Raw genomic sequence first — 19,719 nt, 5'->3', positions numbered from 1 at the left:
AAGAGGCCCTCGAACCGATGTCGCCGGGATCGCGCGCAATGCGCGACCCCGGCAGGATCATGCCGTTCACTCGACGGCGAGGGCGTCGTCGATCAGCTTCTGGCCGTTCGGCACCTTCTCGGCGAAGTTCTTGTAGGAGGTCTCCTTGGCGATCTTCAGCCAGGCGTCGTAGTTCTCCTTCGACATCGTCGTCACCTCGACGCCGTTCTCCTTGTAGACGTCGACGAGTTCGCTATCGAGCTTCTCGGCCTCCCCGGCGAAATAGTCCTCGGCGGCCTGGCCGGCGGCCATGACGGCCTTCTGCTGCTCTTCGTTCAGCCGGTCGAAGGAGCGCTTCGACATCAGGATCGGCTCGTACATGAACCACAGCGCGTTCTCGCCCGGCGCGGTCAGGCACTTGGCCAGCTCGTAGATGCGATAGGAGATGAGCGAGCCCGACGAGGTGTTGGCCCCGGTCAGAACGTTCTGCTGCATGCCGGTGTAGATTTCCGAGGACGGCATCGACGAGATCGACGATCCGGCACCGACCAGCATCTCTTCGAAGGCCGGACCCGCGGCGCGCAGCACCTGCCCCTTGGCGGTCTCCGGCGAGGTGATGCATTCCGTCGACGAGACGAAGCCGCCGGCGAGCCAGGCGTCGGACAGGACGATCGCCCCAGCCTCTTCGACCTCGGCCTTGATCGCCTTCATGAAATCGGAATCGTTCAGGCGCTGGGCGCGCTCGTGGCTGCCGACGAGGCCCGGCATCAGCGTCGCCGAGAAGGCCGGATGGCGGCCGGAGGCGTAATCCAGCGGGAAGGCCGTCATGTCGATCTGGCCCTTGGTGACGGCACCCCACTGGTCCTTGGCCTTGAACAGCGACTCGCCCGGAAACACCTGCAGCTTGACCCCGACATTGGCCTTTTCGAGTTCCTTGCCGATCAGCTGGACCATCTCGTCGCGCACGTCGCCCTTGCCGCCGGGCCACTGGTGCGACGCGCGTAGGGTGACGTCCTGGGCGAGGGCGGTGCCGCAGAGCGCGAGCCCGCAGATCGTCGAAAGCAGCAATCTCTTCATCTGTCATTCCTCCCGTTTTCGTTGGAGACGTGTCGCAAGACAGCCCCAGGCTCCTCCAAGCCTTGATCGGAGCCAACATCGGCTTGCACACCGTGTCAAGGAGATTGTATACGATAACCCGATGGAAACCGCAAAAGCCACAGCCCGACCGTCAGATGGTCGGCAGGCGCCGGGACAGGCGGCGAGATGACCGAAACGGCCGAGAGGCAATCCGTGGCCGGCGCGCGCCGGCAGGCCGAGAGGCGGGCGAGGTCCGGCGACATCCGCGACATTCTCGAGCAGGAGATCGTCACCGGCGAGCGGGGCGCCGGCGAGCGCCTCGACGAGCAGGCGGTGGCGAAGCGCTTCGGCGTCTCGCGCACCCCGGTCCGCGAGGCGATCAACCAGCTGGCATCGGCCGGGCTCGTCGAGCAGATCCCCAATCGCGGCGCCTTCGTGCGCGAGACCGGGCTCGCCGATCTCGTCGAGATGTTCGAGGTGATGGCGGAACTCGAGGCGATGGCCGGGCGGCTGGCCGCGCGGCGCATCGATGCGGCCGGCCGGGCGCGGCTTGAGGGAGCGCTCGCCGCCTGCGAAGCCGCCGCGGCCCGCAACGCGCCCGACGACTACTATTACGAGAACGAGCGGTTCCACGATGCGATCTACGGCGCCTGCGGCAACGGCTTCCTCGCCGGCGAGGCGCGGCGCCTGCACCAGCGGCTGAAGGCCTTTCGCCGGCTGCAGCTGCGGGTGCCCCAGCGCATGCATCAGTCGCTGGCCGAGCACCGCCGGATCGTCGCCGCGATAAACGCCGGGGACGGCGAGCGTGCCGAGGCCGAGCTGAAGGTCCACATCATGGTCCAGGGCGAGCGCTTCGCCGACCTCGTCGCCAGCCTGAAGCCGCGCGGCTGATCTTCAGAATTGCGCATGAACCATGCTTCGGCGCGAGCCGTCTGCCATTGCGAGCCGCGGCAACGACCGGCTGGGCGAAGGGCGGACGAGGGGCGCCGGCCTGCCATGGCCGCTCGCTCGGGTGCATCGAGACGTCCGTCGGACGTGGGCCGGGTCACTGCTTTGTGAGGCCGGGGCCCCGGTTGGTATCGCCGATGCCTAGGCTATGTCCCCATCGGACCAAGCGGCCCCTCGGCCGCTCGACCATTCAAGAGGAGATCGCCGATGACGAGACTTGCTTTCGCCGCCCTGATCCCGGTGCTGCTGGCGTCGACCGCCGCCGTTGCCCAGGACAAGACCGACATGCAGGACGCCAGGAACGTCGAATTGAAGGGCTCCGACGGCGCCTCGATGGGAACGGCCTCCTTCGTGCCGACGCCGCATGGCGTGCTGATCGAGGCGGACCTGCAGAATCTGCCGGGCGGGACCCATGGCTTCCACATCCACGAGACGGGCGTCTGCGAGGGCGACTTCAGCTCCGCCGGCGGCCATTACAACCCGGGCGATGTCGACCACGGCTACATGGGTGAGACCGGACCCCATGCCGGCGACATGCCGAACGTCGTGGCGACCGACGGCGCGGTGAAGGTCTCCGTCTTCAATCCGAATGTTTCGATGACCGGCGGCGACGCTCCGCTCGACGACGAGGACGGCTCGGCGCTGATGATCCATTCCGGCGCGGACGACTACGCCTCGCAGCCGGCGGGCGATGCCGGCAGCCGGATCGCCTGCGGCGTCATCTTCCCGGCGAAGTGACGTTGCCGGCGGCGTGATGGCCGGGCAGGGACGTCGCGCCCTGCCGCCTCATCCGCAGGAACGCCCGAAACACCCAGGCCCCCGGCGGCACACGCTGCCGCCGGAGGCCTCTAACTGACAGCCCGTGGCGTCTGAGCAGCGCTCGGCCGACGGCGCAGGTCCCTCAGGGCAGCCAGCCCATCGGTCGATATCCCGGCAGAGCCTCGACGCGTCGCAACCACGCTTCGATGGCCGTAAATGCCGGAAGTTCGAAGCCGCCTTCCTCGGCGACATGCGTATAGGCATAGAGCGCGATGTCGGCGAGGCTGGCGGTCTGGCCGGCAAGCCAATCGCTGCCGGCGAGGCGCTTCTCCATCACGCGAAGGGCCTTCAGGCCGCCCTCCATCGTTTCTGCGAGACGCTCCCTGGTCGCGACTTGCGCCAGTTGCGGGTAGATCGTCAGCGAGCGGCGGACGGCGATGGTCGGTTCGTGGCTGTACTGCTCGAAGAACATCCAGGACAGCATCTCCGCCCGCTCGAACGGATCCGCCGGGATGAACGGCGTGCCTTCGCCGAGATACCAGAGCATGGCGTTCGATTCGGGCAGGTAACGCCCGTCCTCCGTCTCGAGCAGCGGCACCTTGCCGTTGGCGTTCCTCGCGAGATAGTCGGCCCGCTTCGTCCCGCCGTCATGGGTCGAGACCTCGACATGCCGGAAACGGCGACCGGTGAGCGCGCAGATCAGGCGCGGCTTGTAGCAATTGCCCGAATCCGGCATGCCGTAGATCGTGATCATGCTGCAGGTCTCCACCGAAGCTGGTGGGTTCTAGCGCCATCACGCGGCGATTGGCCAATTCATTCCGGTGAAGTCAGCGATCAGCCGAACATGCTCGTCAGCGCCTGTTCCGTCTGGATGGAGGCGAATTCGATCGCGAAGCCCTCTTCCAGGTGACGAACGACGCGGCCCTGCATCAGGCCGAGCGTGACCCGCGAGTTGAGCGCCGGGCGGACCGAGGACTGCACCGCCGCGCCGGACAGCGACAGGTCGATGATCTTGACGGTGTAGCGGCGGCCGTCGTCGAGGCCGATCTCGACGCGCGGGTCCTTCGGCTGGAGGCGCTGATGCCGGCGATCTTCCGGCAGGTCCAGTTCGCTGCGATTGGCGAACCAGGTCAGCTGAGCGGCGAGTTTTTCCCGCTTGCGCTCGGAATTGACGAGATCGACGGCAAAGCCGCCCGGATAGAGACGCGCGACGCTGCCCTCGAGGCGGCCGATATGGTCGATGTAGAAGATGATCCGTTCGCCCGTGCGCGGTTCGACCGTCGTCGCCACGGCGATGCCGCCCGGCGACATGTTCTCCACCCGGCAGGGGAATTCCTGGAAGTCCTCGCGCATGAAGCGGCCGAGAAGGTCGAGATCGACGCGGCTGAACCGGCGACGATCCGGCGCTTCGTGTCTCACGGCATGAGCCATCATGTTCATCTCGCTCCGCCCCCTCGGTCGGATTCTTCGTCACGCCACGGCGCCGAAGATACCGGGAAAACGGTTAAGGAAGGGTACCGGGTCCATGGCATTTTCGCGGCATCTGCGGCGGAGTGTCGCAGATTCCGGAAAGTTCGAAACGTTAACGAATTTGGCAAGATTCGTTTGCCGCCAGCCGGCTCGGGAGATACCTGAAGCCTGCGGACACCTTCGGGCTCCGTAGCGCAGATTCGCCACAATCGCCGTGGCCGACTTTTTTCGAGCCGCCGGGTCCCTTTGGACTTGGCGGTTTTTTTTGCGTGCCGCAGCCGCGCGTCGGAGGCCGGGACGTTTCTCGACTGGCAGGGCGACGACTGCTCTCCCTCGGCCCGGAAATGCGGCCCTGCGGCGTCGCTGGACGGCGGCCCTCTGCAACGATGGCGGCGCGGCTCGTGCGCCGGCTGGGGTGTGATCGACGCGCATGCCGTTTCCACGCGGCGACGGATATGCGAATGCGGTTGCGGTCGGCGGTCTTCAGGCGCTTGCGCCTCGCTCGTCCTGGCCGCCCGGTCCGCCCGGATCGCAGAACGCTGATGGAGAAGTCGTGTCCGAGCCTGAAGTTTCGAGCGCCGTCGATCCTCGCGGTCCGGCGCGGCGGCCGCCGCCGGCCTTCAACGTCCCGGGCGTCATCCTCGTCCTCCTGGCCTTTATGGCCCTCGTTCACGCCTATCGGACGCTGGCGATCGGCCAGATCGCCGACGCCCGGATCATCCTGGACTTCTCCTTCATTCCGAGCTGCTATGGCGCCGCGGACTCGCTCTGCCAGCTGCGACCGGCCGGTGCCGACCTCTGGTCGCCCATCACCTACGCCTTCCTGCATGGCAGCTGGGCCCATCTCGGCATGAACACCATCTGGTTCCTCGCCTTCGGAACGCCGGTGGCGCGACGGCTCGGGCTCGCCCGCTTCCTGGCGTTCTGCGCCGCCGGATCGATCGCCGGAGCCGCCGCGTTCTACCTGGCCAATGTCGGGCTCGAGGTACCGGTGATCGGCGCGTCGGGAATCGTCTCGGCGCTGATGGGCGGCGCCTGCCGCTTCGCCTTCGTCCGCTCGGGACCGTACCGCATGCTGCCCGGCCGCCAGCCGCCGGCGATCTCGGTCGCCGCGGCGCTGTCCGACCGCACGGTGCTGGTGTTCATCATCGCCTTCTTCGCCACCAACTTCTTCGTCGGCAGCGGCGTCGGCGGCGCCTTCACGGGCGGCGGCGAGGTGGCCTGGGAGGCGCATCTCGGCGGCTTCGCCTTCGGCTTCTTCTGCCTGCCGCTGTTCGACCGGCGGGGCGGGCGAGGCGCGTAAGCGGCTGGCACCTTCGGGCCCCGCCGCCCCCCGGTGATCGATGCCCTTCATCAGGGGGCTTGCCCTCGGGCCGCGGCTGTCTCACCTTTGGAGACTACGACAAAGGGAGGCCACGATGAATGTCGGTCACATACTGAAGGCGAAGGGAGCCGACGTCTTCACCCTTCGGCCGGAGGTTTCTCTGGCGGAGGTGGTGCAGGTGCTCGCCGAACGGCGGATCGGCGCGATCGTGCTGGTCGACGAGGCGGGCCGCGTCGCGGGCATCGTCTCCGAACGCGACGTGGTGCGGGTGCTGGCGAAGTTCGGCGCCGGCGTCCTCGAAAAGCCCATCGGCGAGGCGATGACCGTCAAGGTGAAGACCTGCAGCAGCGAGACGGCCATCGAGGAGGTGCTGGCGATCATGACGAAGGGGCGCTTCCGCCACCTTCCGGTGATCGACGGCGGGCGTCTGTCCGGGATCGTGTCGATCGGCGACGTGGTCAAGACGAAGATCGAGGAGGCGGAGCGGGAAGCCGAGCAGATGCGCGAATACATCGCCGCCGGCTGACCTTCGCCATAGGCGCCGATGCTGGCCCGGCGGGGGACCAGTGTCGACGCCGCCCGTCGATGAGGTTCGCGGTCGCCCCCCGGCGGGCCGAGGCAAGCCGGCTGGCGTCCGCTCGCCTGCAGCGATATCTCGCCATTCGCCGCACGTGGTGCCGCCGCAAGGCTCAGAGCCGTAGCGGCTCGGGGGGATAGCTTTCGGCGAGGCGCTGGATCTCCGACATGCGGCTCTTGGTCGCGCTGTAGCCGATCTCGATGGCTTCGGCGGCTCGGAAGAATTCCCACAGCCCGATGTCGCGAACCCGCGGCTGCAGCGACAGGTCCGGCGGGTCGCCGGCGAGGCGGGCGCGCGAGATGCGGTCCTGGATGATGTTGAAGGCGTCGACCATGGTCCGGGTGAGGCCGAGCTTCTTGCGCCGCTGGGTCGCCGCGTCGCGTTCGTCGTCGTCCTGCGGCGCGACCGCCCGGAAGGCGTCTTCGCCGACCGGCGCATCGTCGCTCGCCCGCATCCTCAGGACGGCGGCGCGGCCGAACAGGTCGTAGTGCAGGTTGACCGCCATGACGTTCTGCTGCTCGAAGACCCGGCAGACATTGGCGGGAACGGGATTGACGAGCGCCCCGTCCATCAGCCGCCGCCCGCCGCACATGACCGGCTCGAAGACGCCGGGCAGGGCATAGGACGCACGCATGGCGAGAACCAAGAGGCCGGAATCGAGCCAGACCTCGTGGCCTGTCTGGGCGTCCGTCGCAACGCAGATCAGCGGTCGGTCGAGATCCTCGATCCGGGTGTCGTGCAGCGCCTCGGCGAGCCGGCGCGACAGCCTCAGGCCGCCGATCAGGCCGGCGCCGCCGATGCGGAAGTCCAGATAGCGGATGAGGCCGCGCCGGGTCAGCGACCGGGCGAAGTCTTCCAGCTCAGGCAGCTTTCCGGCGAGGTAGCAGCCGCCCACCAGCGCGCCGATCGACGTGCCGGCGATCATCGAGATCGGCACCTGATATTCGTCGAGAGCCTTCAGAACCCCGATATGGGCCCAGCCGCGTGCCGCGCCGCCGCCAAGGGCGAGCGCGATGCCCGCGGATGGCTTGGGTGGCGTCGGCACGGGGCGCGACGCAGGCTGTGGCTGGCCGATGGGTTCGTCGCGCCAACCGAATACACGCTCGAGCATGGCTGCCCTCCGGTCTCGGTCCTCGAGATAGACCAGCCTAGGCCGAACTCTTGACCATCGTGTTAAGGATCGAAGGCCCAGGGAGCGCGAGCGGGGCATGGAGTGTCATCTCGGCGGTTGCGGATCGATCACCGTTTCGAGACGGCGATCCTCGGTTCGCACCACCCTGTAGAAGCAGGACGTCCTGCCCGTGTGACAGGTGTCCTCGCGCCGTTCGCACTCGACCTTCAGCCAGACGGCGTCCTGGTCGCAGTCGACGCGGATCTCCCTGACGACCTGCAGCGCCCCGGAACTCTCGCCCTTCTTCCAGAGCGTGCCGCGCGAGCGCGACCAGTAGTGGGCGTAGCCGGTGGCGAGCGTCCGGTCGAACGCCTCGGCGTTCATGTGAGCGACCATCAGGAGATCGCCGCTCGCGTGATCGGTCGTGACGGCCGTGATCAGGCCGTTCGCGTCGAAGCGCGGGCGAAGCGACGCTCCCTCTTCCTGTTCGCTCTTGTCAGTGGAAGGGGCAGAGAAGGCGGATTGCGTCATGGCGTCTCGCTGCGCCTCAGGCGCTAAGGCCGATGAGGCGCAGGATCCGGTCCTGCTGCACCTGATCGTCGGCGAAGACGCCGCGATAGGTGCCGGTATAGGTGGAGGAGCCGTGGCTGCGGATGCCGCGCATGGACATGCACAGGTGCTCGGCTTCCAGGATCACCGCCACGCCCCGCGGCTTCAGGGTCCGGTCGAGGGCATCGGCGATCTGGGCCGTCATCGCTTCCTGCGTCTGCAGCCGCCGTCCGAACATGTCGACCAGCCGTGCGATCTTCGACAGTCCCAGTACCTTTCCGTCGGGCAGATAGGCGACGTGCGCCTTGCCGAGGACGGGCACCATGTGGTGCTCGCAGTGCGTGTGGAAGGAGATATCCTTGACGAGCACGATGTCGTTGTAGCCGGCAACTTCCTCGAAGACGCGACCGAGAACCTCGCTCGGCTCGTGCCCGTAGCCGCCGAACAGCTCCTCATAGGCCTTGACGACCCGCTTCGGCGTTTCCTTCAGCCCTTCGCGCTTCGGGTTCTCGCCGATCCAGCGCAGGAGCGTCGCCACCGCAGCTTCGGCTTCGGCACGGCTCGGCCGCTGGAGATCGTCGTCTTCCGGCTTTTCCGGGAATTTCTTGACCACTGCTTCCATGTTCTCATGCTCCGGAAAGGTCGGAATCCGTGCTGCCACCCACAGGGAATGGACGTCGGGGGCGCCGCCGGAACGGCCTTCGCTGGCGGCATTGACGGGCTTCTTCAAGGCGTCTTGTTCCTCGCGGAGTGACGGCCGTTGGAAGCGACCGATGGAGGCCCGAAGCGGCCGCTGTTCTGGCAACCTATCGAAGCGGCGACCGGGCCCCTATATAATTGGGCAGATAGCCCTTTGACAGGGCCGCAGGGAAAAACCTCGACCTGGGAAAAATACTGTGATCGACGACGTCTATAATGCCCGCATTCTCGAATTCGCGGGCAATATTCCGCGCATCGGCAGGCTTGCCGATGCCGATGCCAGCGCCACGGCGCATTCACGACTGTGTGGGTCCACCGTGACGATCGACCTCAAGGTGGAGGACGGCCTCGTGTCGGACTTCGCCCACGAGGTGAAGGCCTGCGCCCTCGGCCAGGCCTCGTCCTCGGTGATGGCCCGCCACATCGTCGGCTCGACACCGGACGAGCTTCGCCGGGTGCGCGAGGCGATGCGGGCGATGCTGAAGGAGAATGCCGCGCCGCCGGAGGGCCGCTTCGAGGACCTGAAATATCTGGAGCCGGTCCGCGATCACAAGGCGCGCCATGCCTCGACCATGCTGACCTTCGACGCCGTCGTCGAGGCGCTGGACAAGATCGAGGCGGAACGGCGCGGCGAGGCGGCCTGAGGCGGCGGCCGGAGGCGGCATGTGCGACCGAGCCGGCCACAATGACGCGGATCTGCGAAGCCTGCGATAAACTGGCCCGCAATGCGAGTCGGCGCTGCGGCGAAGAGCTTGGGTTAGGACGGAGAAGCAGCGATGAAGCCTTCCGAAGCGCTCGAAAAGCATCGCGAGACGATCCGCGAAATCCTGTCACGCTACCCGGTCAGCAATCCCCGCATCTTCGGCTCGGTGGCACGAGGCGAGGATACGGAGGCGAGCGATCTCGACATCATCGTGGAGGGGCACGACCCGCTCGACTATTTTCAACTTGCCAGGCTGGAACTCGATCTCGCCGCAAGAACCGGAGCCCGGATCGACATTCGCCTTGAGGGAGAGTTCTCGCCGCGCGTTCTTCGGCGGATCCAGCGAGAATTTCGATCGCTATGAATAAGGAGCTGCGCGAAGTCCTGTCTGCTCTGCATGAGGCTTGCGCCAGGGTCGCCCGCCTCAGTGGCAGGATGTCGTGGGAGAGCGTGCGCGACGACGAGGTTCATGAATTGGCGCTTGCAAAAGCGATCGAACTTGTCGGCGAGATGGCCTACCAGCTTCGCGGCGGCTTCCCGGACTTCGTTGCCGCGCATCCCGACATTCCTTTCGTGGAGGCTGCAACGATGCGCCATCGCCTCGTGCACAGTTACGACACCCTCGACCCCAGGCGGCTCTGGCTGACTGCGACAACTTCCGTTCCGAAGCTGCGGCGACAACTCGAACCGATTCTCATCGATGTCGGCGAACCTCTCTCGTAACTATACCGGCCCCTGGCGAAAGACCCCCGGCCGCCTGCTCGGGGTCGGTTTCGTGCGGCTGTACCAGCTGACGTTCTCGCCGCTGGTCGGCAGCCATTGCCGCCACATTCCCACCTGTTCCGAATATGCCTATGAGGCGGTCGCCCGCCACGGGCTGATGCGCGGCGGCTGGCTCGCGGCGCGGCGCGTCGCCAAATGCGGACCGTTCGGGACCTCCGGCATCGACAACGTCCCGGATGCCTGACGGCGCGATTTGCCGCAACGCCGCGGCGATTGACTTCCGCAAGGCTGTGTCGGACCGTCGTCTTCCGTTCGGAGAGGGGGGTGACCATGGCCCACAGGTTCGAGGTCTACAAGGACAAGGCGGGCGAGTACCGCGTCCGCTTCAAGTACAACAGCGAAATCATCTTCTCGACCGAGGGCTACGCCTCGAAATCGGGCGCTCACCGGGCCATCGAATCGATCAAGAAGTTTGTGCCGGAGGCTCCGACCGAGGAGGTGGAGTAGCCTCCACGGCCTGCTCCGCGACCGCAACGCGGCGGTCTGTGCCACGCAAGGTCGCCGCGCCCGCCGCGCACCTTGATTGACGCGATTCGACCAGTCTCGACGCTGGGACCGACGGTGGCCCGCCGGCTCGGCTTCGGCGGGTCCGATCGGCCGGCCGGGCAGCCGACTGGCGATGGCATCGTCCGGTTCCCACTTGAGTGGACAGTTTGCGCCGCTTATAGGAACGGCGCTGCCGCACCCGAAACGACGCCGCATCCAACCTCGCGGCATGGGCAGCATCAGGGCAAGGGCGGCGAGGGCTCGCCGCGCCGACAAATCACACCCCACCCGCGCTCGTAGGCGGGACTGGACCCCAGGAGACATGACCATGACGCAAGCCGTTTCCCTCACATTTCCCGATGGTTCCGAACGCTCCTTCGACGCCGCGATCAGCGGCGCGGAGATCGCCGCCGGCATTTCCAAGTCGCTGGCCAAGAAGGCCGTCGCCTACGCCCTCGACGGCGAGGTGCGCGATCTCGCCGACCCGGTCGGCCGTTCGGGCGGCCTCGAAATCCTCACCCGCGACGATCCGCGCGCGCTGGAACTGATCCGCCACGACGCGGCCCATGTGATGGCCGAGGCCGTGCAGGAGCTGTGGCCCGGCACCCAGGTGACCATCGGCCCGGTGATCGAGAACGGCTTCTATTACGATTTTGCCAAGAACGAGCCCTTCACGCCCGAGGACCTGCCGGTCATCGAGAAGAAGATGGCCGAGATCATCCGCCGCAATGCGCCCTTCTCGAAGGAAGTCTGGTCGCGCGAGAAGGCTAAGCAGGTCTTCCGCGACAAGGGCGAGAACTACAAGGTCGAGCTGGTCGACGCGATCCCCGAGGGGCAGGATCTCAAGATCTACAGCCAAGGCGAGTGGTTCGATCTCTGCCGCGGGCCGCACATGGTCTCGACCGGCCACATCGGCGAGAACTTCAAATTGATGAAGGTTGCCGGCGCCTATTGGCGCGGCGATTCGAACAACGCGATGCTCAGCCGCATCTACGGCACCGCCTGGGCCACCAAGGAGCAGCTGGCGAACTACCTCCACATGCTCGAGGAGGCGGAAAAGCGCGATCATCGCCGGCTCGGCCGCGAGATGGATCTGTTCCACTTCCAGGAAGAGGGGCCGGGCGTCGTGTTCTGGCACGGCAAGGGCTGGAAGATGTTCCAGACCCTCGTCTCCTACATGCGCCGCCGGCTCGACGGCGTCTATGACGAGGTCAACGCGCCGCAGATCCTCGACAAGTCGCTATGGGAGACCTCCGGCCACTGGGGCTGGTACCAGGAGAACATGTTCGCGGTGAAGTCGGCCCACGCCTTCACCCATCCGGACGACGAGGAGGCCGACCACCGGGTCTTCGCGATCAAGCCGATGAACTGTCCCGGCCACGTGCAGATCTTCAAGCACGGTCTGAAGTCCTACCGCGAACTGCCTATCAGGCTTGCGGAATTCGGTAACGTCCACCGCTACGAGCCGTCCGGCGCGCTGCATGGCCTGTTGCGTGTGCGCGGCTTCACCCAGGACGACGCCCATGTCTTCTGCACCGAGGAGCAGATGGCGGCGGAGTGCCTGCGGATCAACGACCTGATCCTCTCGGTCTACGAGGACTTCGGCTTCGAGGAAGTCGTCGTGAAGCTCTCGACCCGGCCGGAAAAGCGCGTCGGCTCCGACGAGAGCTGGGACCGCGCCGAGACGATCATGACGAAGGTCCTCGAAGAGATCGCCGCCAGATCCGGCGGCAGGATCAAGACCGGCATCCTGCCGGGCGAGGGCGCGTTCTACGGGCCGAAGTTCGAATACACCCTGCGCGATGCCATCGGCCGGGAATGGCAGTGCGGCACCACCCAGGTCGACTTCAACCTGCCGGAGCGCTTCGGCGCCTTCTACATCGACCAGAACTCCGAAAAGAAGCAGCCGGTGATGATCCACCGGGCGATCTGCGGCTCGATGGAGCGCTTCCTCGGCATCCTGATCGAGAACTTCGCCGGCCACATGCCGCTGTGGTTCGCGCCCGAGCAGGTGGTCGTCGCGACCATCACCTCGGAGGCCGACGACTACGCCATGGAGGTCGTCGCGGCGCTGAAGGCGGCGGGCCTCAGGGCGAGCGTCGACCTGCGCAACGAGAAGATCAACTACAAGGTCCGCGAGCACTCGCTCGCCAAGGTTCCGGTGATGCTGGTCTGCGGCAAGCGGGAAGCCGAAGAGCGGACGGTCAACATCCGCCGGCTCGGCTCGAAGGACCAGACCTCGCTGTCCCTCGACGCGGCGCTCGCCGCCCTGTCCGAAGAGGCCGTGCCGCCGGACCTGAAGCGCGACCGGGCCGCAAGGGCCACACAGGCGCCCGCCGCCTGACTTTCGCTCACACCGGCTGATCGAACCAGGAAAAGCCGCACGTCCGCCGGGCGTGCGGCTTTTTCGTGTCAGTCGCCCGAGCCCGCCGCCGTGTCCAAGGGATCCTCGGCGGGATCCTCCGGCTGGGCGATCTCCGAGGTCAGCACCTCGACGTCGGTGTTCTCGCCCGCCGCGACGGTGAAGGGCCGCTGATAGACGCGGTCGTTGTTCTTGGCGACGATGACGTAGTCGCCTTCCGCCAGCACCATGGTCGGGAAGGCGCCGACGCTCTGGCGCACGAGGTCGCCCGAGGCCGTCGTGATCGTCCAGGCGGTGTCGGCGATCGCCTCGCCGCCATGCTCGCGCACGAGCTTCATGGTCAGGAGGGCGGCGCGCTGGGTCAGCGTCGCCTCGGTCAGTTTGCCGGCCTCGACGCGGATGTCGGCACGCACCACCGCATTGGCCGAGCCGTAATGGGAAACGATCTGGTAGGCGCCGGCATTCAGCCGCACCACCCGTTCCGGCGGCACGTCGCTGGCGACGAGCTTGTGGTTCTCTTCCTCGTCGTCCTCCTTGGCGTAGATGTCGAAGCTGAGCCGCGAGGCCGCGGGCTTGCCCTCGTCGCCGACGACGGCGTTGAGCTTCAGGCCGCCGGCATTGAGGATGACGGTCTCCTGGATCTTGATGCCGGCAAAGTCGACGCGCTTGACGATCCCGGCCCGGCCGAAGGCGACATGCAGGATGTAGGTGCCGGGCGCCACCTCGAAATCGGGCGTCGCGCTCTCCGACGAGGCCACCAGCGAGGGGCTGCCGTCGAAGGAGGGAACCGCCGAGAACAGCCGCCAGACCAGCCCGTTGGGGATCGGCGCGCCACCCTCCGAGAGCACGGCTCGCAGGGACAGCGTCTCGCGCCGGCGCAAGAAGTTGATGTTCGGCCCGGTCTGCGGCGCATAGGCTGGAAGCCCGGGAAGATCGATCGCCGGCGCCTGCGGCTTGCCGGGCAGGTTCGGCAGGGCGATCGGATCGAATCGGCGCAGCGGCATCGCCTGCGGCGCCCCGACCTCGTCGCCCTTCGGCAGGAGGTCGTTCGCCGACGGCGAGACGTAAGGCCCCGGCCGGTCCGGCTCGCCGCCGAAGATCCCGCCGAGATCGCCGAGGAAGCCGCCGCTACCGCCGCCGCCATCCTGCGCGAAAGCGGTTGGTGTGGATGCGGCGGCGAACAGAGCGAGAGCGGTTAGCCCCGCCGTGATCCGCCGCCCCAGGGGCCGGCACCTCGGCCCCGTCATCGCGACAGCTCCGCGGCGGGCGCGCAGCACGTCGCGTCGGCCGGACGGTCGTCGTCCGCGCGCGACTTCTGCACATCGATGACTGGAACGCCCGCGCGCTGGCGCGCGGCGGTCTGGAATGCTTCCCCCATGGGATATCCTTGACCGCAAATCATCGACGAATTCAAGGCAGCCGCCAGCCGCGATGACAGGCCGGGGGGAACGAGCCGGGGCATGGGCGGGGAAAACGCCCCGTTCAGCGCCGACGCGATTGCCAAGGTCGTCCTTCCCGCCTAGCTCTGCCGCACGAGCCCTCGGAGACCAAGCCTTGACCGAAGCTGCGACCCTTCTCTCCACCCGTCGTTCGATCCCGATCCCGATGCTGGCAGCGCCGGCTCCCGCAGGCGAGGAACTCGACCGGATCCTTGCGATCGCATCGCGCGTGCCCGATCACGGCAAGCTGGCCCCCTGGCGCTTCATCCTTTATCGCGGCGATGCGGCGCGGGCGATCGGCGCGGCGCTCGCCAGGCTCGTCGCCGACCGCGAGGGCGAGCGGATGACCGAGACCCGCCACAAGGTCGAGGCCGAACGCTTCACCCGCGCGCCGCTCGTCATCGGCGTCGTCTCGACGGCAAGCGAACACGTCAAGATCCCGGTCTGGGAGCAGCAGCTCTCCGCCGGGGCGGCGACGATGAACCTCGTCAACGCCGTCCACGCCCATGGCTATGCGGCGAACTGGGTAACCGAGTGGGTCGCCTATGACGACGAGGCGAAGGCCATTCTCGGCATCGCGCCACAGGAGCGGGTGGCGGGCTTCGTCCATGTCGGCACCCCCACCGAACCGCCCTCCGAGCGGCCCCGGCCGGAGCTTGCGACGATCGTCACGGAAGCCCGGGCACCGGAGGCAGGTTGATGCTCTTCTATACGACCGACACCAACGACCACGGCCTGCCCCACGATCCGTTCAAGGCGATCGTCTCGCCGCGCCCGATCGGCTGGATCTCGACCCGTTCCAAGGACGGTGCGGTCAATCTCGCGCCCTACAGCTTCTTCAATGCGATCAGCGACCGTCCCAAGCTGCTCATGTTCTCCTCCGCCGGCATGAAGGATACGGCGAGCTTCGCCATCGAGAGCGGCGAGTTCGTCGCCAATCTCGCGACCCGCACGCTCGCTGCCGAGCTCAACCGGAGTTCCGCCCCGGCGCCCCGCGGCGTCAGCGAATTCGCCTTTTCGGGGCTGACCGAGGCGCCTTGCCGGATCGTCGCCGCGCCGCGCGTCGCCGAGAGCCCCGCCGCCCTCGAGTGCAAGGTCACCCAGTGGTTCCAGCCGGAAGGGCTGAACGGCACCGTGTCGGAGAACACCGTGGTGATCGGCCAGGTCGTCGCGATCCACATCGACGAGGCGATCCTGACGGACGGCATGATCGACATGGCGCTCGCCGCGCCGCTCGCCCGCCTCGGCTATCTCGACTACTCCGTCAGCGACGAGGTCTTCCAGATGCGCCGGCCGCGGGCCGCCGACGGCTCCGACGTCTGAGCGGCGCCTGCCGATCGCGCCTGCTCGGCCCACTGCCGGCGCCCCGCACGGCCGGCGCGCCGCCTGAGGGGGCGGCAGGCCGCTGGTTATCGCTGCGTCAACGAACATGGTGAACGAAAGCTAAACCTTTTCGCGCGATGATCGGCCGACCAAGCGAGCCGAGGGCTGGGGGAAGCGTTCATGATCGTGCAGCGATTTGCCAAATGGGCCGGAGAGGCGACGACGCGGGAGCGTGCCGAAGCGGCGACGATGCTTGCCGAGGCGCTCGTGCATGGTGGAGCCGAAGGCTCCGACCGCGAGACGATCCTCGCCTCCCTTACGCTGCTTCTGGAGGATCCGGCGGTGGCGGTGCGCCTCGCCATGGCGAAGGCGCTGTCCGGCGGCCGTCACGTGCCGCGCACGCTGCTCTTCGCCCTTGCCGCCGACGTCGACCGGGTCGCCACCGAGATCGCCGGTCGCTCGCTGCATCTCTCCTGCGCCGATCTGGTCGATGTCGCCGCCATCGGCTCGCCCGCGGCGCGCCGGGCCATCGCCGAGCGCCCCGTCGTGCCGCTGCCCGTCTCGGCGGTGATCGCCGAGGTGGGCGAGGCCGATGCGGCCCTCGCGCTCTGCCGCAATGACGGCGCGGCGATCGCCGGGCGCAGCTTCCACGATCTGGCGGGGCGCTTCGGCGACGACGCGGCGATCCGCGAGGCGCTGCTGCAGCGCGGCGACCTGCCGCCGGAGGTGCGCCACAAGCTGATGCTCAAGGTGCGGGACGTCCTCGCCGGTTCGGCGCTCGTCACCAGCCTGTTCGGCCAGAAGCGCGCCGGCGCGATGGCATTCGCTGCCGCCGAGCGAGGCACGAACGTTCTTGCCGAGACGCTTCCCAGCGGCCAGACGCCCGATTTCGGCGAGTATCTGCGCAGCTCCGGAGCCGTCACCCCGTCGCTGATGCTGCGGGTCGTGGTGGCCGGCAACATCGAACTCTTCACGACGCTCCTCGCCAGCCTGTCGGGCCGTACCGAACGGCGTGTGGCCGCCATCGTCTCCGGAGGGCCGTCCTCGGCGCTGCGGGCGCTGGTCCTCGGCTGCGGCCTGCCGGAGGGTCTGGCCACGCTGTTCGGCGAGGCCGTGTCGCTCTGGCGCCAGATCGCCCGTGGCGATACGACGATCCGACCTGCCGCCGTGCCGGCCCTGCTTCTCGCGCGGGCCAGCGCCGGCGCCAGTCATGGCGGTCATGGCGGCCAGGTGATGCCCGAGGCGCTGACGCTGCTGCGCCAGCTCGCCGGCGAGGCGCAGCGCGACGCGGCCCGCGAGGCGGCGCGGGCGGCGGCCTGAGCGATCTCCTTCAGCCGGTGCCGGCTTGTCAGTAGCGGAACTGTTCGGTCAGGATGCGCTCGTCCCAGGAATGGTCCTGGTCGAACAGGATGGTGCAGACGTCGGCGCCGGATTCGCGGATCGTCACCCTTGCCACCGACTTCACCTCCGTCGCGTCGGCAACGGCGTTGACCGGCCGCTTCGCCGCCTCGAGCGCGGTGATCGTCACTTCCTGATGGTTGCGCAGCAGCGCTCCCCGCCAGCGCCTGGGCCGGAACGGGCTGACCGGCGTCAGCGCCAGGAGCGGCGCGTCGATCGGCAGGATCGGGCCCTGGGCCGACAGGTTGTAGGCGGTCGAGCCGGTGGGCGTCGCCACCATCACGCCGTCGCAGACCAGTTCGTCGAGCCGCACCTTGCCGTCGATCGAGATCTGCAGCCGGGCCGCCTGGAAGGACTGGCGGAAGATCGAGACCTCGTTGATCGCCAGCGCCTTGTGCTCGATCCCGTCGGAATCGACGGCGGTCATTTCCAGCGGCCGCACGGCATTCTCGACCGCCGCCGCCAGCCGTTCGCGCAGCCCGTGCTCGCGGTAGTGGTTCATCAGGAAGCCGACGGTGCCCTTGTTCATGCCGTAGATCGGCTGGGCGGTGTCCATGAAGCGGTGCAGCGTCTGCAGCATGAAGCCGTCGCCGCCGAGCGCCACGACCACGTCGGCGGTCTCGCTCGCGGCGTTGCCATAGAGCGCCGAAAGCCGGCGCGCCGCCTCCTGGGCGGGCTCGGTGTCGCTGGCGACGAAGGCGATGGAGTGAAACTGTCGGGGCATCGGGGGCGGCCTGGATCATCCCATGGACGTGAGGTCGCGCCCTGCCTACAGCATCGAGGCGACGATCGAAACGGGCGAAGGCGGCGAAGCGCGGCACTGCCGGTGGCTGACACGGCTCGCGGGCGGCGCCGCGACGATGCGCCGGGGGTGGCGGAATACCCGTCGCGACGGGATGGCTCGACGGGATCACGCGATGCGGCTGCTCGTGGCGGTCGGTCGTGTCCCGGACGTGGAGAAGGGGCCTTGCGGCCCCTTCCGGTCGAGTGTCTCGAGAAAGCGCTTCCTACTGGAAACCGAGCTTGGCGGCCAATCGCCGGAGAAGGCCGGCGGGCATCGCCGGCTTTTCCTCTTCCCCGGGATGGTTTCTTGTCTAGGCGCCGGCGAACGGATGCGCGGCGGAACCCTTCTTCGACACGACTTCGGCAGCCGTCGGCGTGCCCTTGATGGCGCGCTCGATGGATTCCATCGTGGCCTGGTAGTTGTATTCGCGGATCTTCGCGTCGTCCTCGGCTTCCCAGTGGATGAAGACGCCGACGCAGATGAACAGGTCGTCGGCCTCGGCAGCCGGGATGATGCCCTTCTCGACCGAGTCGGCGACAGCGCGCGCGACGGCGGTCTGGGCCGGGCCGAACATCTGGACGGCCTGCTTGGCGCCCTTGATGGTGACCTTGTTGAACATCACCGTGTTCGGCTTGGTCGGCAGGTTCGGCGCGACGACCGCGAGGAGGGTGGTGAAGCCGTCCTTGTTGTTGGTCAGCGAGTTGCAGAACGCGGCCTCGGCGGCCGAGCCGCGGGGTCCGATGATGAGATCGATGTGGGCGACCTCGTTGCCTTCGCCGACGAGCGATTCGCCGACCATCACCTTGTTGATTGTCGCCATGAGCAGTTCCTCCAAACTGGTGTCAGTAGATGCGCCCGGGGTCCCGGCCGCGTGAAGAAGTTCCGATCCGAAGGAAGGACTTGCTATCCGGGCACAGGCCAATGGCGCTGCGTCGGACGGTCCTCCTCCTGTTCGCCGGGCAGGACCCGGCTACAAGACTATCCTTGTTCGCGGCGTCCGCTCGGGACCGGTTTGCCAGATAGCTTGGGGCCAGATGGCCCCCTGCGACGAACAGTCAATCACCCCGCGAGCGCTTCCGCAAGTTTCTTGGCAAAGAGCGTCGCGACGGTCAGGTCGGCCGAGGTGCCGGGATTGAGCCCCTCGGCCTTCAGTTCGGCATCGAACACCGCGGCAGCTGCAACACGTTCCTGCGGATTGCTCAAGTGCTTCAGAGCGTTACTGAAATTTGCAAAGCGCCGGCGACAGTCCTCGGCTGCCCCCGCGCCGAATTTGCGGGCGATGTGGCCGTCGGGAAATCCGCCGGCGAAGGCAAGGTATACGCAGAGCGCCGGGCCGGTGCCGAGGTCGTCCCGCGGCGGCCAGGCCGGCGAATCGTAAGCGACAAGACCGACTTCGAAGACCTCGCGAAAACCGTCGGCATACTGCCGGGCGACGAGATCGGCCTCGGGCGCCAGCGCCATCGCTGCGACGAGCCCGATGGTCGGGGCGGTGCGGACGTCGTTGTCGGGCCGGGTGCCGAGGCCGCCGGGGCTGGCGAGCGCGATGGCCGCGAAGGCCTGGCGCGCATCGGCGTCGTCGAGACCTGCCAGGACCTGCCCGACGGCTTGGCGAAGCGCTGGGACCGGATCTGACTTGCGAGCCGCCGGATCGATCCCTTCGGCCGCCGCCGCGAGGGGCCCGCAGAGGAGGAGGATCCCGAGATTGGCGTTCACGCCGACCTCGGAAAAGCTGGCTTTGGTCGCCTCCAGGATCCGCGTGCCCACGGCAGTGCCGGGCCGTGCGATGGCGGGCGCCGCGGCCGCCGCGGCCACCCGGAACGTCTCGGCCGTCATGCCGTGGCCGGGCGCGAAGCGATGGACGTTGCCGGGCTTCAGCGTATCGATCTCGGCATGGCAGGCGGCCAGGAACGCCGCTTCGATCGCCGCCGCATCGAGGCTCATGGGCGGG

General features: G+C 67.7%; 24 protein-coding genes. 13 read left to right on the top strand and 11 right to left on the bottom strand.

Annotated features, from left to right (window positions below):
* Positions 1 to 66: 66 nt before the first annotated feature.
* Positions 67 to 1,056, bottom strand: coding sequence for a TRAP transporter substrate-binding protein DctP (dctP, locus tag ATO4_RS00210; protein WP_083589392.1), 990 nt, complete (start codon positions 1,054 to 1,056; stop codon positions 67 to 69).
* Between the two features lie 186 nt (positions 1,057 to 1,242).
* On the opposite strand from dctP, the gene ATO4_RS00205 reads away from it, so the two are divergent.
* Together ATO4_RS00205 and ATO4_RS00200 are read left to right on the top strand one after the other, a co-directional pair.
* Positions 1,243 to 1,947: a GntR family transcriptional regulator gene (locus ATO4_RS00205; protein WP_083589391.1), complete on the top strand. Its 705-nt coding sequence runs from the start codon at positions 1,243 to 1,245 to the stop codon at positions 1,945 to 1,947.
* Between the two features lie 264 nt (positions 1,948 to 2,211).
* On the top strand, positions 2,212 to 2,742 hold the full coding sequence (locus ATO4_RS00200; RefSeq protein ID WP_083589390.1) for a superoxide dismutase family protein: 531 nt from the start codon (positions 2,212 to 2,214) through the stop codon (positions 2,740 to 2,742).
* A gap of 163 nt (positions 2,743 to 2,905) precedes the next feature.
* Here ATO4_RS00200 and ATO4_RS00195 read toward each other — a convergent pair whose 3' ends face one another.
* Together ATO4_RS00195 and ATO4_RS00190 are read right to left on the bottom strand one after the other, a co-directional pair.
* Positions 2,906 to 3,517 carry a glutathione S-transferase family protein gene (locus tag ATO4_RS00195; protein ID WP_083589389.1) on the bottom strand — a complete coding sequence of 204 codons (612 nt, stop codon included), beginning with the start codon at positions 3,515 to 3,517 and terminating at the stop codon, positions 2,906 to 2,908.
* A gap of 80 nt (positions 3,518 to 3,597) precedes the next feature.
* Positions 3,598 to 4,197: a PilZ domain-containing protein gene (locus ATO4_RS00190; RefSeq protein WP_245308488.1), complete on the bottom strand. Its 600-nt coding sequence runs from the start codon at positions 4,195 to 4,197 to the stop codon at positions 3,598 to 3,600.
* A gap of 589 nt (positions 4,198 to 4,786) precedes the next feature.
* Here ATO4_RS00190 and ATO4_RS00185 point away from each other — a divergent pair.
* Complete coding sequence (locus ATO4_RS00185; protein WP_245308487.1) at positions 4,787 to 5,536, top strand: rhomboid family intramembrane serine protease; 750 nt, start codon at positions 4,787 to 4,789, stop codon at positions 5,534 to 5,536.
* 115 nt (positions 5,537 to 5,651) lie between these two features.
* Positions 5,652 to 6,083: a CBS domain-containing protein gene (locus tag ATO4_RS00180; RefSeq protein WP_083589387.1), complete on the top strand. Its 432-nt coding sequence runs from the start codon at positions 5,652 to 5,654 to the stop codon at positions 6,081 to 6,083.
* Positions 6,084 to 6,246: 163 nt separating this feature from the next.
* Here ATO4_RS00180 and ATO4_RS00175 read toward each other — a convergent pair whose 3' ends face one another.
* From ATO4_RS00175 to folE, 3 genes are all read right to left on the bottom strand, one after another.
* Positions 6,247 to 7,245, bottom strand: a complete 999-nt coding sequence (locus tag ATO4_RS00175; protein ID WP_083589386.1) for a patatin-like phospholipase family protein — start codon at positions 7,243 to 7,245, stop codon at positions 6,247 to 6,249.
* A 105-nt stretch (positions 7,246 to 7,350) separates the two neighbouring features.
* Complete coding sequence (hisI, locus tag ATO4_RS00170; RefSeq protein WP_083589385.1) at positions 7,351 to 7,776, bottom strand: phosphoribosyl-AMP cyclohydrolase; 426 nt, start codon at positions 7,774 to 7,776, stop codon at positions 7,351 to 7,353.
* Between the two features lie 16 nt (positions 7,777 to 7,792).
* Complete coding sequence (gene folE, locus ATO4_RS00165; RefSeq protein ID WP_083589794.1) at positions 7,793 to 8,416, bottom strand: GTP cyclohydrolase I FolE; 624 nt, start codon at positions 8,414 to 8,416, stop codon at positions 7,793 to 7,795.
* A 274-nt stretch (positions 8,417 to 8,690) separates the two neighbouring features.
* Here folE and ATO4_RS00160 point away from each other — a divergent pair, with 274 nt between their 5' ends.
* From ATO4_RS00160 to thrS, 6 genes are all read left to right on the top strand, one after another.
* Positions 8,691 to 9,137 (top strand): iron-sulfur cluster assembly scaffold protein, encoded by a 447-nt coding sequence (locus ATO4_RS00160; protein ID WP_083589384.1) that lies wholly within the window; start codon positions 8,691 to 8,693, stop codon positions 9,135 to 9,137.
* 132 nt (positions 9,138 to 9,269) lie between these two features.
* Positions 9,270 to 9,560, top strand: a complete 291-nt coding sequence (locus ATO4_RS00155; RefSeq protein WP_083589383.1) for a nucleotidyltransferase family protein — start codon at positions 9,270 to 9,272, stop codon at positions 9,558 to 9,560.
* On the top strand, positions 9,557 to 9,919 hold the full coding sequence (locus ATO4_RS00150; RefSeq protein ID WP_083589382.1) for a HepT-like ribonuclease domain-containing protein: 363 nt from the start codon (positions 9,557 to 9,559) through the stop codon (positions 9,917 to 9,919). The genes ATO4_RS00155 and ATO4_RS00150 overlap by 4 nt, the downstream gene beginning before the upstream one ends.
* Complete coding sequence (gene yidD, locus ATO4_RS00145; protein ID WP_083589381.1) at positions 9,897 to 10,163, top strand: membrane protein insertion efficiency factor YidD; 267 nt, start codon at positions 9,897 to 9,899, stop codon at positions 10,161 to 10,163. Before ATO4_RS00150 ends, yidD begins: the two co-directional genes overlap by 23 nt.
* 86 nt (positions 10,164 to 10,249) lie before the next feature.
* Positions 10,250 to 10,426: a DUF1508 domain-containing protein gene (locus tag ATO4_RS00140; RefSeq protein ID WP_083589380.1), complete on the top strand. Its 177-nt coding sequence runs from the start codon at positions 10,250 to 10,252 to the stop codon at positions 10,424 to 10,426.
* 367 nt (positions 10,427 to 10,793) lie between these two features.
* Entirely contained in the window at positions 10,794 to 12,809 is a 2,016-nt protein-coding gene (thrS, locus tag ATO4_RS00135) for a threonine--tRNA ligase (protein ID WP_083589793.1), read from the top strand.
* 68 nt (positions 12,810 to 12,877) lie between these two features.
* On the opposite strand, the gene ATO4_RS00130 is transcribed toward thrS, so the two are convergent.
* Complete coding sequence (locus tag ATO4_RS00130; protein ID WP_245308486.1) at positions 12,878 to 14,074, bottom strand: hypothetical protein; 1,197 nt, start codon at positions 14,072 to 14,074, stop codon at positions 12,878 to 12,880.
* Entirely contained in the window at positions 14,071 to 14,205 is a 135-nt protein-coding gene (locus ATO4_RS28610; protein WP_280940471.1) for a hypothetical protein, read from the bottom strand. The genes ATO4_RS00130 and ATO4_RS28610 overlap by 4 nt, the downstream gene beginning before the upstream one ends.
* 176 nt (positions 14,206 to 14,381) lie before the next feature.
* Here ATO4_RS28610 and ATO4_RS00125 point away from each other — a divergent pair, with 176 nt between their 5' ends.
* From ATO4_RS00125 to ATO4_RS00115, 3 genes are all read left to right on the top strand, one after another.
* Positions 14,382 to 14,966 (top strand): nitroreductase, encoded by a 585-nt coding sequence (locus ATO4_RS00125; RefSeq protein WP_280940470.1) that lies wholly within the window; start codon positions 14,382 to 14,384, stop codon positions 14,964 to 14,966.
* Positions 14,966 to 15,589, top strand: a complete 624-nt coding sequence (locus ATO4_RS00120) for a flavin reductase family protein (protein WP_083589378.1) — start codon at positions 14,966 to 14,968, stop codon at positions 15,587 to 15,589. The genes ATO4_RS00125 and ATO4_RS00120 overlap by 1 nt, the downstream gene beginning before the upstream one ends.
* A gap of 180 nt (positions 15,590 to 15,769) precedes the next feature.
* A complete protein-coding gene (locus ATO4_RS00115; protein ID WP_083589377.1) occupies positions 15,770 to 16,909 on the top strand; it encodes a DUF2336 domain-containing protein in 1,140 nt (379 codons plus the stop codon).
* 28 nt (positions 16,910 to 16,937) lie between these two features.
* Here ATO4_RS00115 and ATO4_RS00110 read toward each other — a convergent pair whose 3' ends face one another.
* From ATO4_RS00110 to ATO4_RS00100, 3 genes are all read right to left on the bottom strand, one after another.
* On the bottom strand, positions 16,938 to 17,711 hold the full coding sequence (locus ATO4_RS00110) for an NAD kinase (RefSeq protein ID WP_083589376.1): 774 nt from the start codon (positions 17,709 to 17,711) through the stop codon (positions 16,938 to 16,940).
* Between the two features lie 370 nt (positions 17,712 to 18,081).
* On the bottom strand, positions 18,082 to 18,591 hold the full coding sequence (gene fae / locus ATO4_RS00105; protein WP_083589375.1) for a formaldehyde-activating enzyme: 510 nt from the start codon (positions 18,589 to 18,591) through the stop codon (positions 18,082 to 18,084).
* A 239-nt stretch (positions 18,592 to 18,830) separates the two neighbouring features.
* Positions 18,831 to 19,712, bottom strand: coding sequence for a triphosphoribosyl-dephospho-CoA synthase (locus ATO4_RS00100; protein WP_083589374.1), 882 nt, complete (start codon positions 19,710 to 19,712; stop codon positions 18,831 to 18,833).
* Positions 19,713 to 19,719 lie beyond the last annotated feature (7 nt).

The organism is Aurantimonas sp. 22II-16-19i (assembly GCF_002088275.1).
Taxonomy (GTDB): Bacteria; Pseudomonadota; Alphaproteobacteria; order Rhizobiales; family Rhizobiaceae; genus Jiella.
This window is presented reverse-complemented; position numbering and strand designations above follow the sequence as displayed.

Coding starts and splice junctions, on each gene's coding strand:
- dctP (WP_083589392.1), bottom strand. CDS start 1,056: ATGAAGAGATTGCTGCTTTCGACGATCTGCGGGCTCGCGCTCTGCGGC.
- ATO4_RS00205 (WP_083589391.1), top strand. CDS start 1,243: ATGACCGAAACGGCCGAGAGGCAATCCGTGGCCGGCGCGCGCCGGCAG.
- ATO4_RS00200 (WP_083589390.1), top strand. CDS start 2,212: ATGACGAGACTTGCTTTCGCCGCCCTGATCCCGGTGCTGCTGGCGTCG.
- ATO4_RS00195 (WP_083589389.1), bottom strand. CDS start 3,517: ATGATCACGATCTACGGCATGCCGGATTCGGGCAATTGCTACAAGCCG.
- ATO4_RS00190 (WP_245308488.1), bottom strand. CDS start 4,197: ATGATGGCTCATGCCGTGAGACACGAAGCGCCGGATCGTCGCCGGTTC.
- ATO4_RS00180 (WP_083589387.1), top strand. CDS start 5,652: ATGAATGTCGGTCACATACTGAAGGCGAAGGGAGCCGACGTCTTCACC.
- ATO4_RS00175 (WP_083589386.1), bottom strand. CDS start 7,245: ATGCTCGAGCGTGTATTCGGTTGGCGCGACGAACCCATCGGCCAGCCA.
- hisI (WP_083589385.1), bottom strand. CDS start 7,776: ATGACGCAATCCGCCTTCTCTGCCCCTTCCACTGACAAGAGCGAACAG.
- folE (WP_083589794.1), bottom strand. CDS start 8,416: ATGGAAGCAGTGGTCAAGAAATTCCCGGAAAAGCCGGAAGACGACGAT.
- ATO4_RS00155 (WP_083589383.1), top strand. CDS start 9,270: ATGAAGCCTTCCGAAGCGCTCGAAAAGCATCGCGAGACGATCCGCGAA.
- ATO4_RS00150 (WP_083589382.1), top strand. CDS start 9,557: ATGAATAAGGAGCTGCGCGAAGTCCTGTCTGCTCTGCATGAGGCTTGC.
- yidD (WP_083589381.1), top strand. CDS start 9,897: ATGTCGGCGAACCTCTCTCGTAACTATACCGGCCCCTGGCGAAAGACC.
- ATO4_RS00140 (WP_083589380.1), top strand. CDS start 10,250: ATGGCCCACAGGTTCGAGGTCTACAAGGACAAGGCGGGCGAGTACCGC.
- thrS (WP_083589793.1), top strand. CDS start 10,794: ATGACGCAAGCCGTTTCCCTCACATTTCCCGATGGTTCCGAACGCTCC.
- ATO4_RS00130 (WP_245308486.1), bottom strand. CDS start 14,074: ATGACGGGGCCGAGGTGCCGGCCCCTGGGGCGGCGGATCACGGCGGGG.
- ATO4_RS28610 (WP_280940471.1), bottom strand. CDS start 14,205: ATGGGGGAAGCATTCCAGACCGCCGCGCGCCAGCGCGCGGGCGTTCCA.
- ATO4_RS00120 (WP_083589378.1), top strand. CDS start 14,966: ATGCTCTTCTATACGACCGACACCAACGACCACGGCCTGCCCCACGAT.
- ATO4_RS00115 (WP_083589377.1), top strand. CDS start 15,770: ATGATCGTGCAGCGATTTGCCAAATGGGCCGGAGAGGCGACGACGCGG.
- ATO4_RS00110 (WP_083589376.1), bottom strand. CDS start 17,711: ATGCCCCGACAGTTTCACTCCATCGCCTTCGTCGCCAGCGACACCGAG.
- fae (WP_083589375.1), bottom strand. CDS start 18,591: ATGGCGACAATCAACAAGGTGATGGTCGGCGAATCGCTCGTCGGCGAA.
- ATO4_RS00100 (WP_083589374.1), bottom strand. CDS start 19,712: ATGAGCCTCGATGCGGCGGCGATCGAAGCGGCGTTCCTGGCCGCCTGC.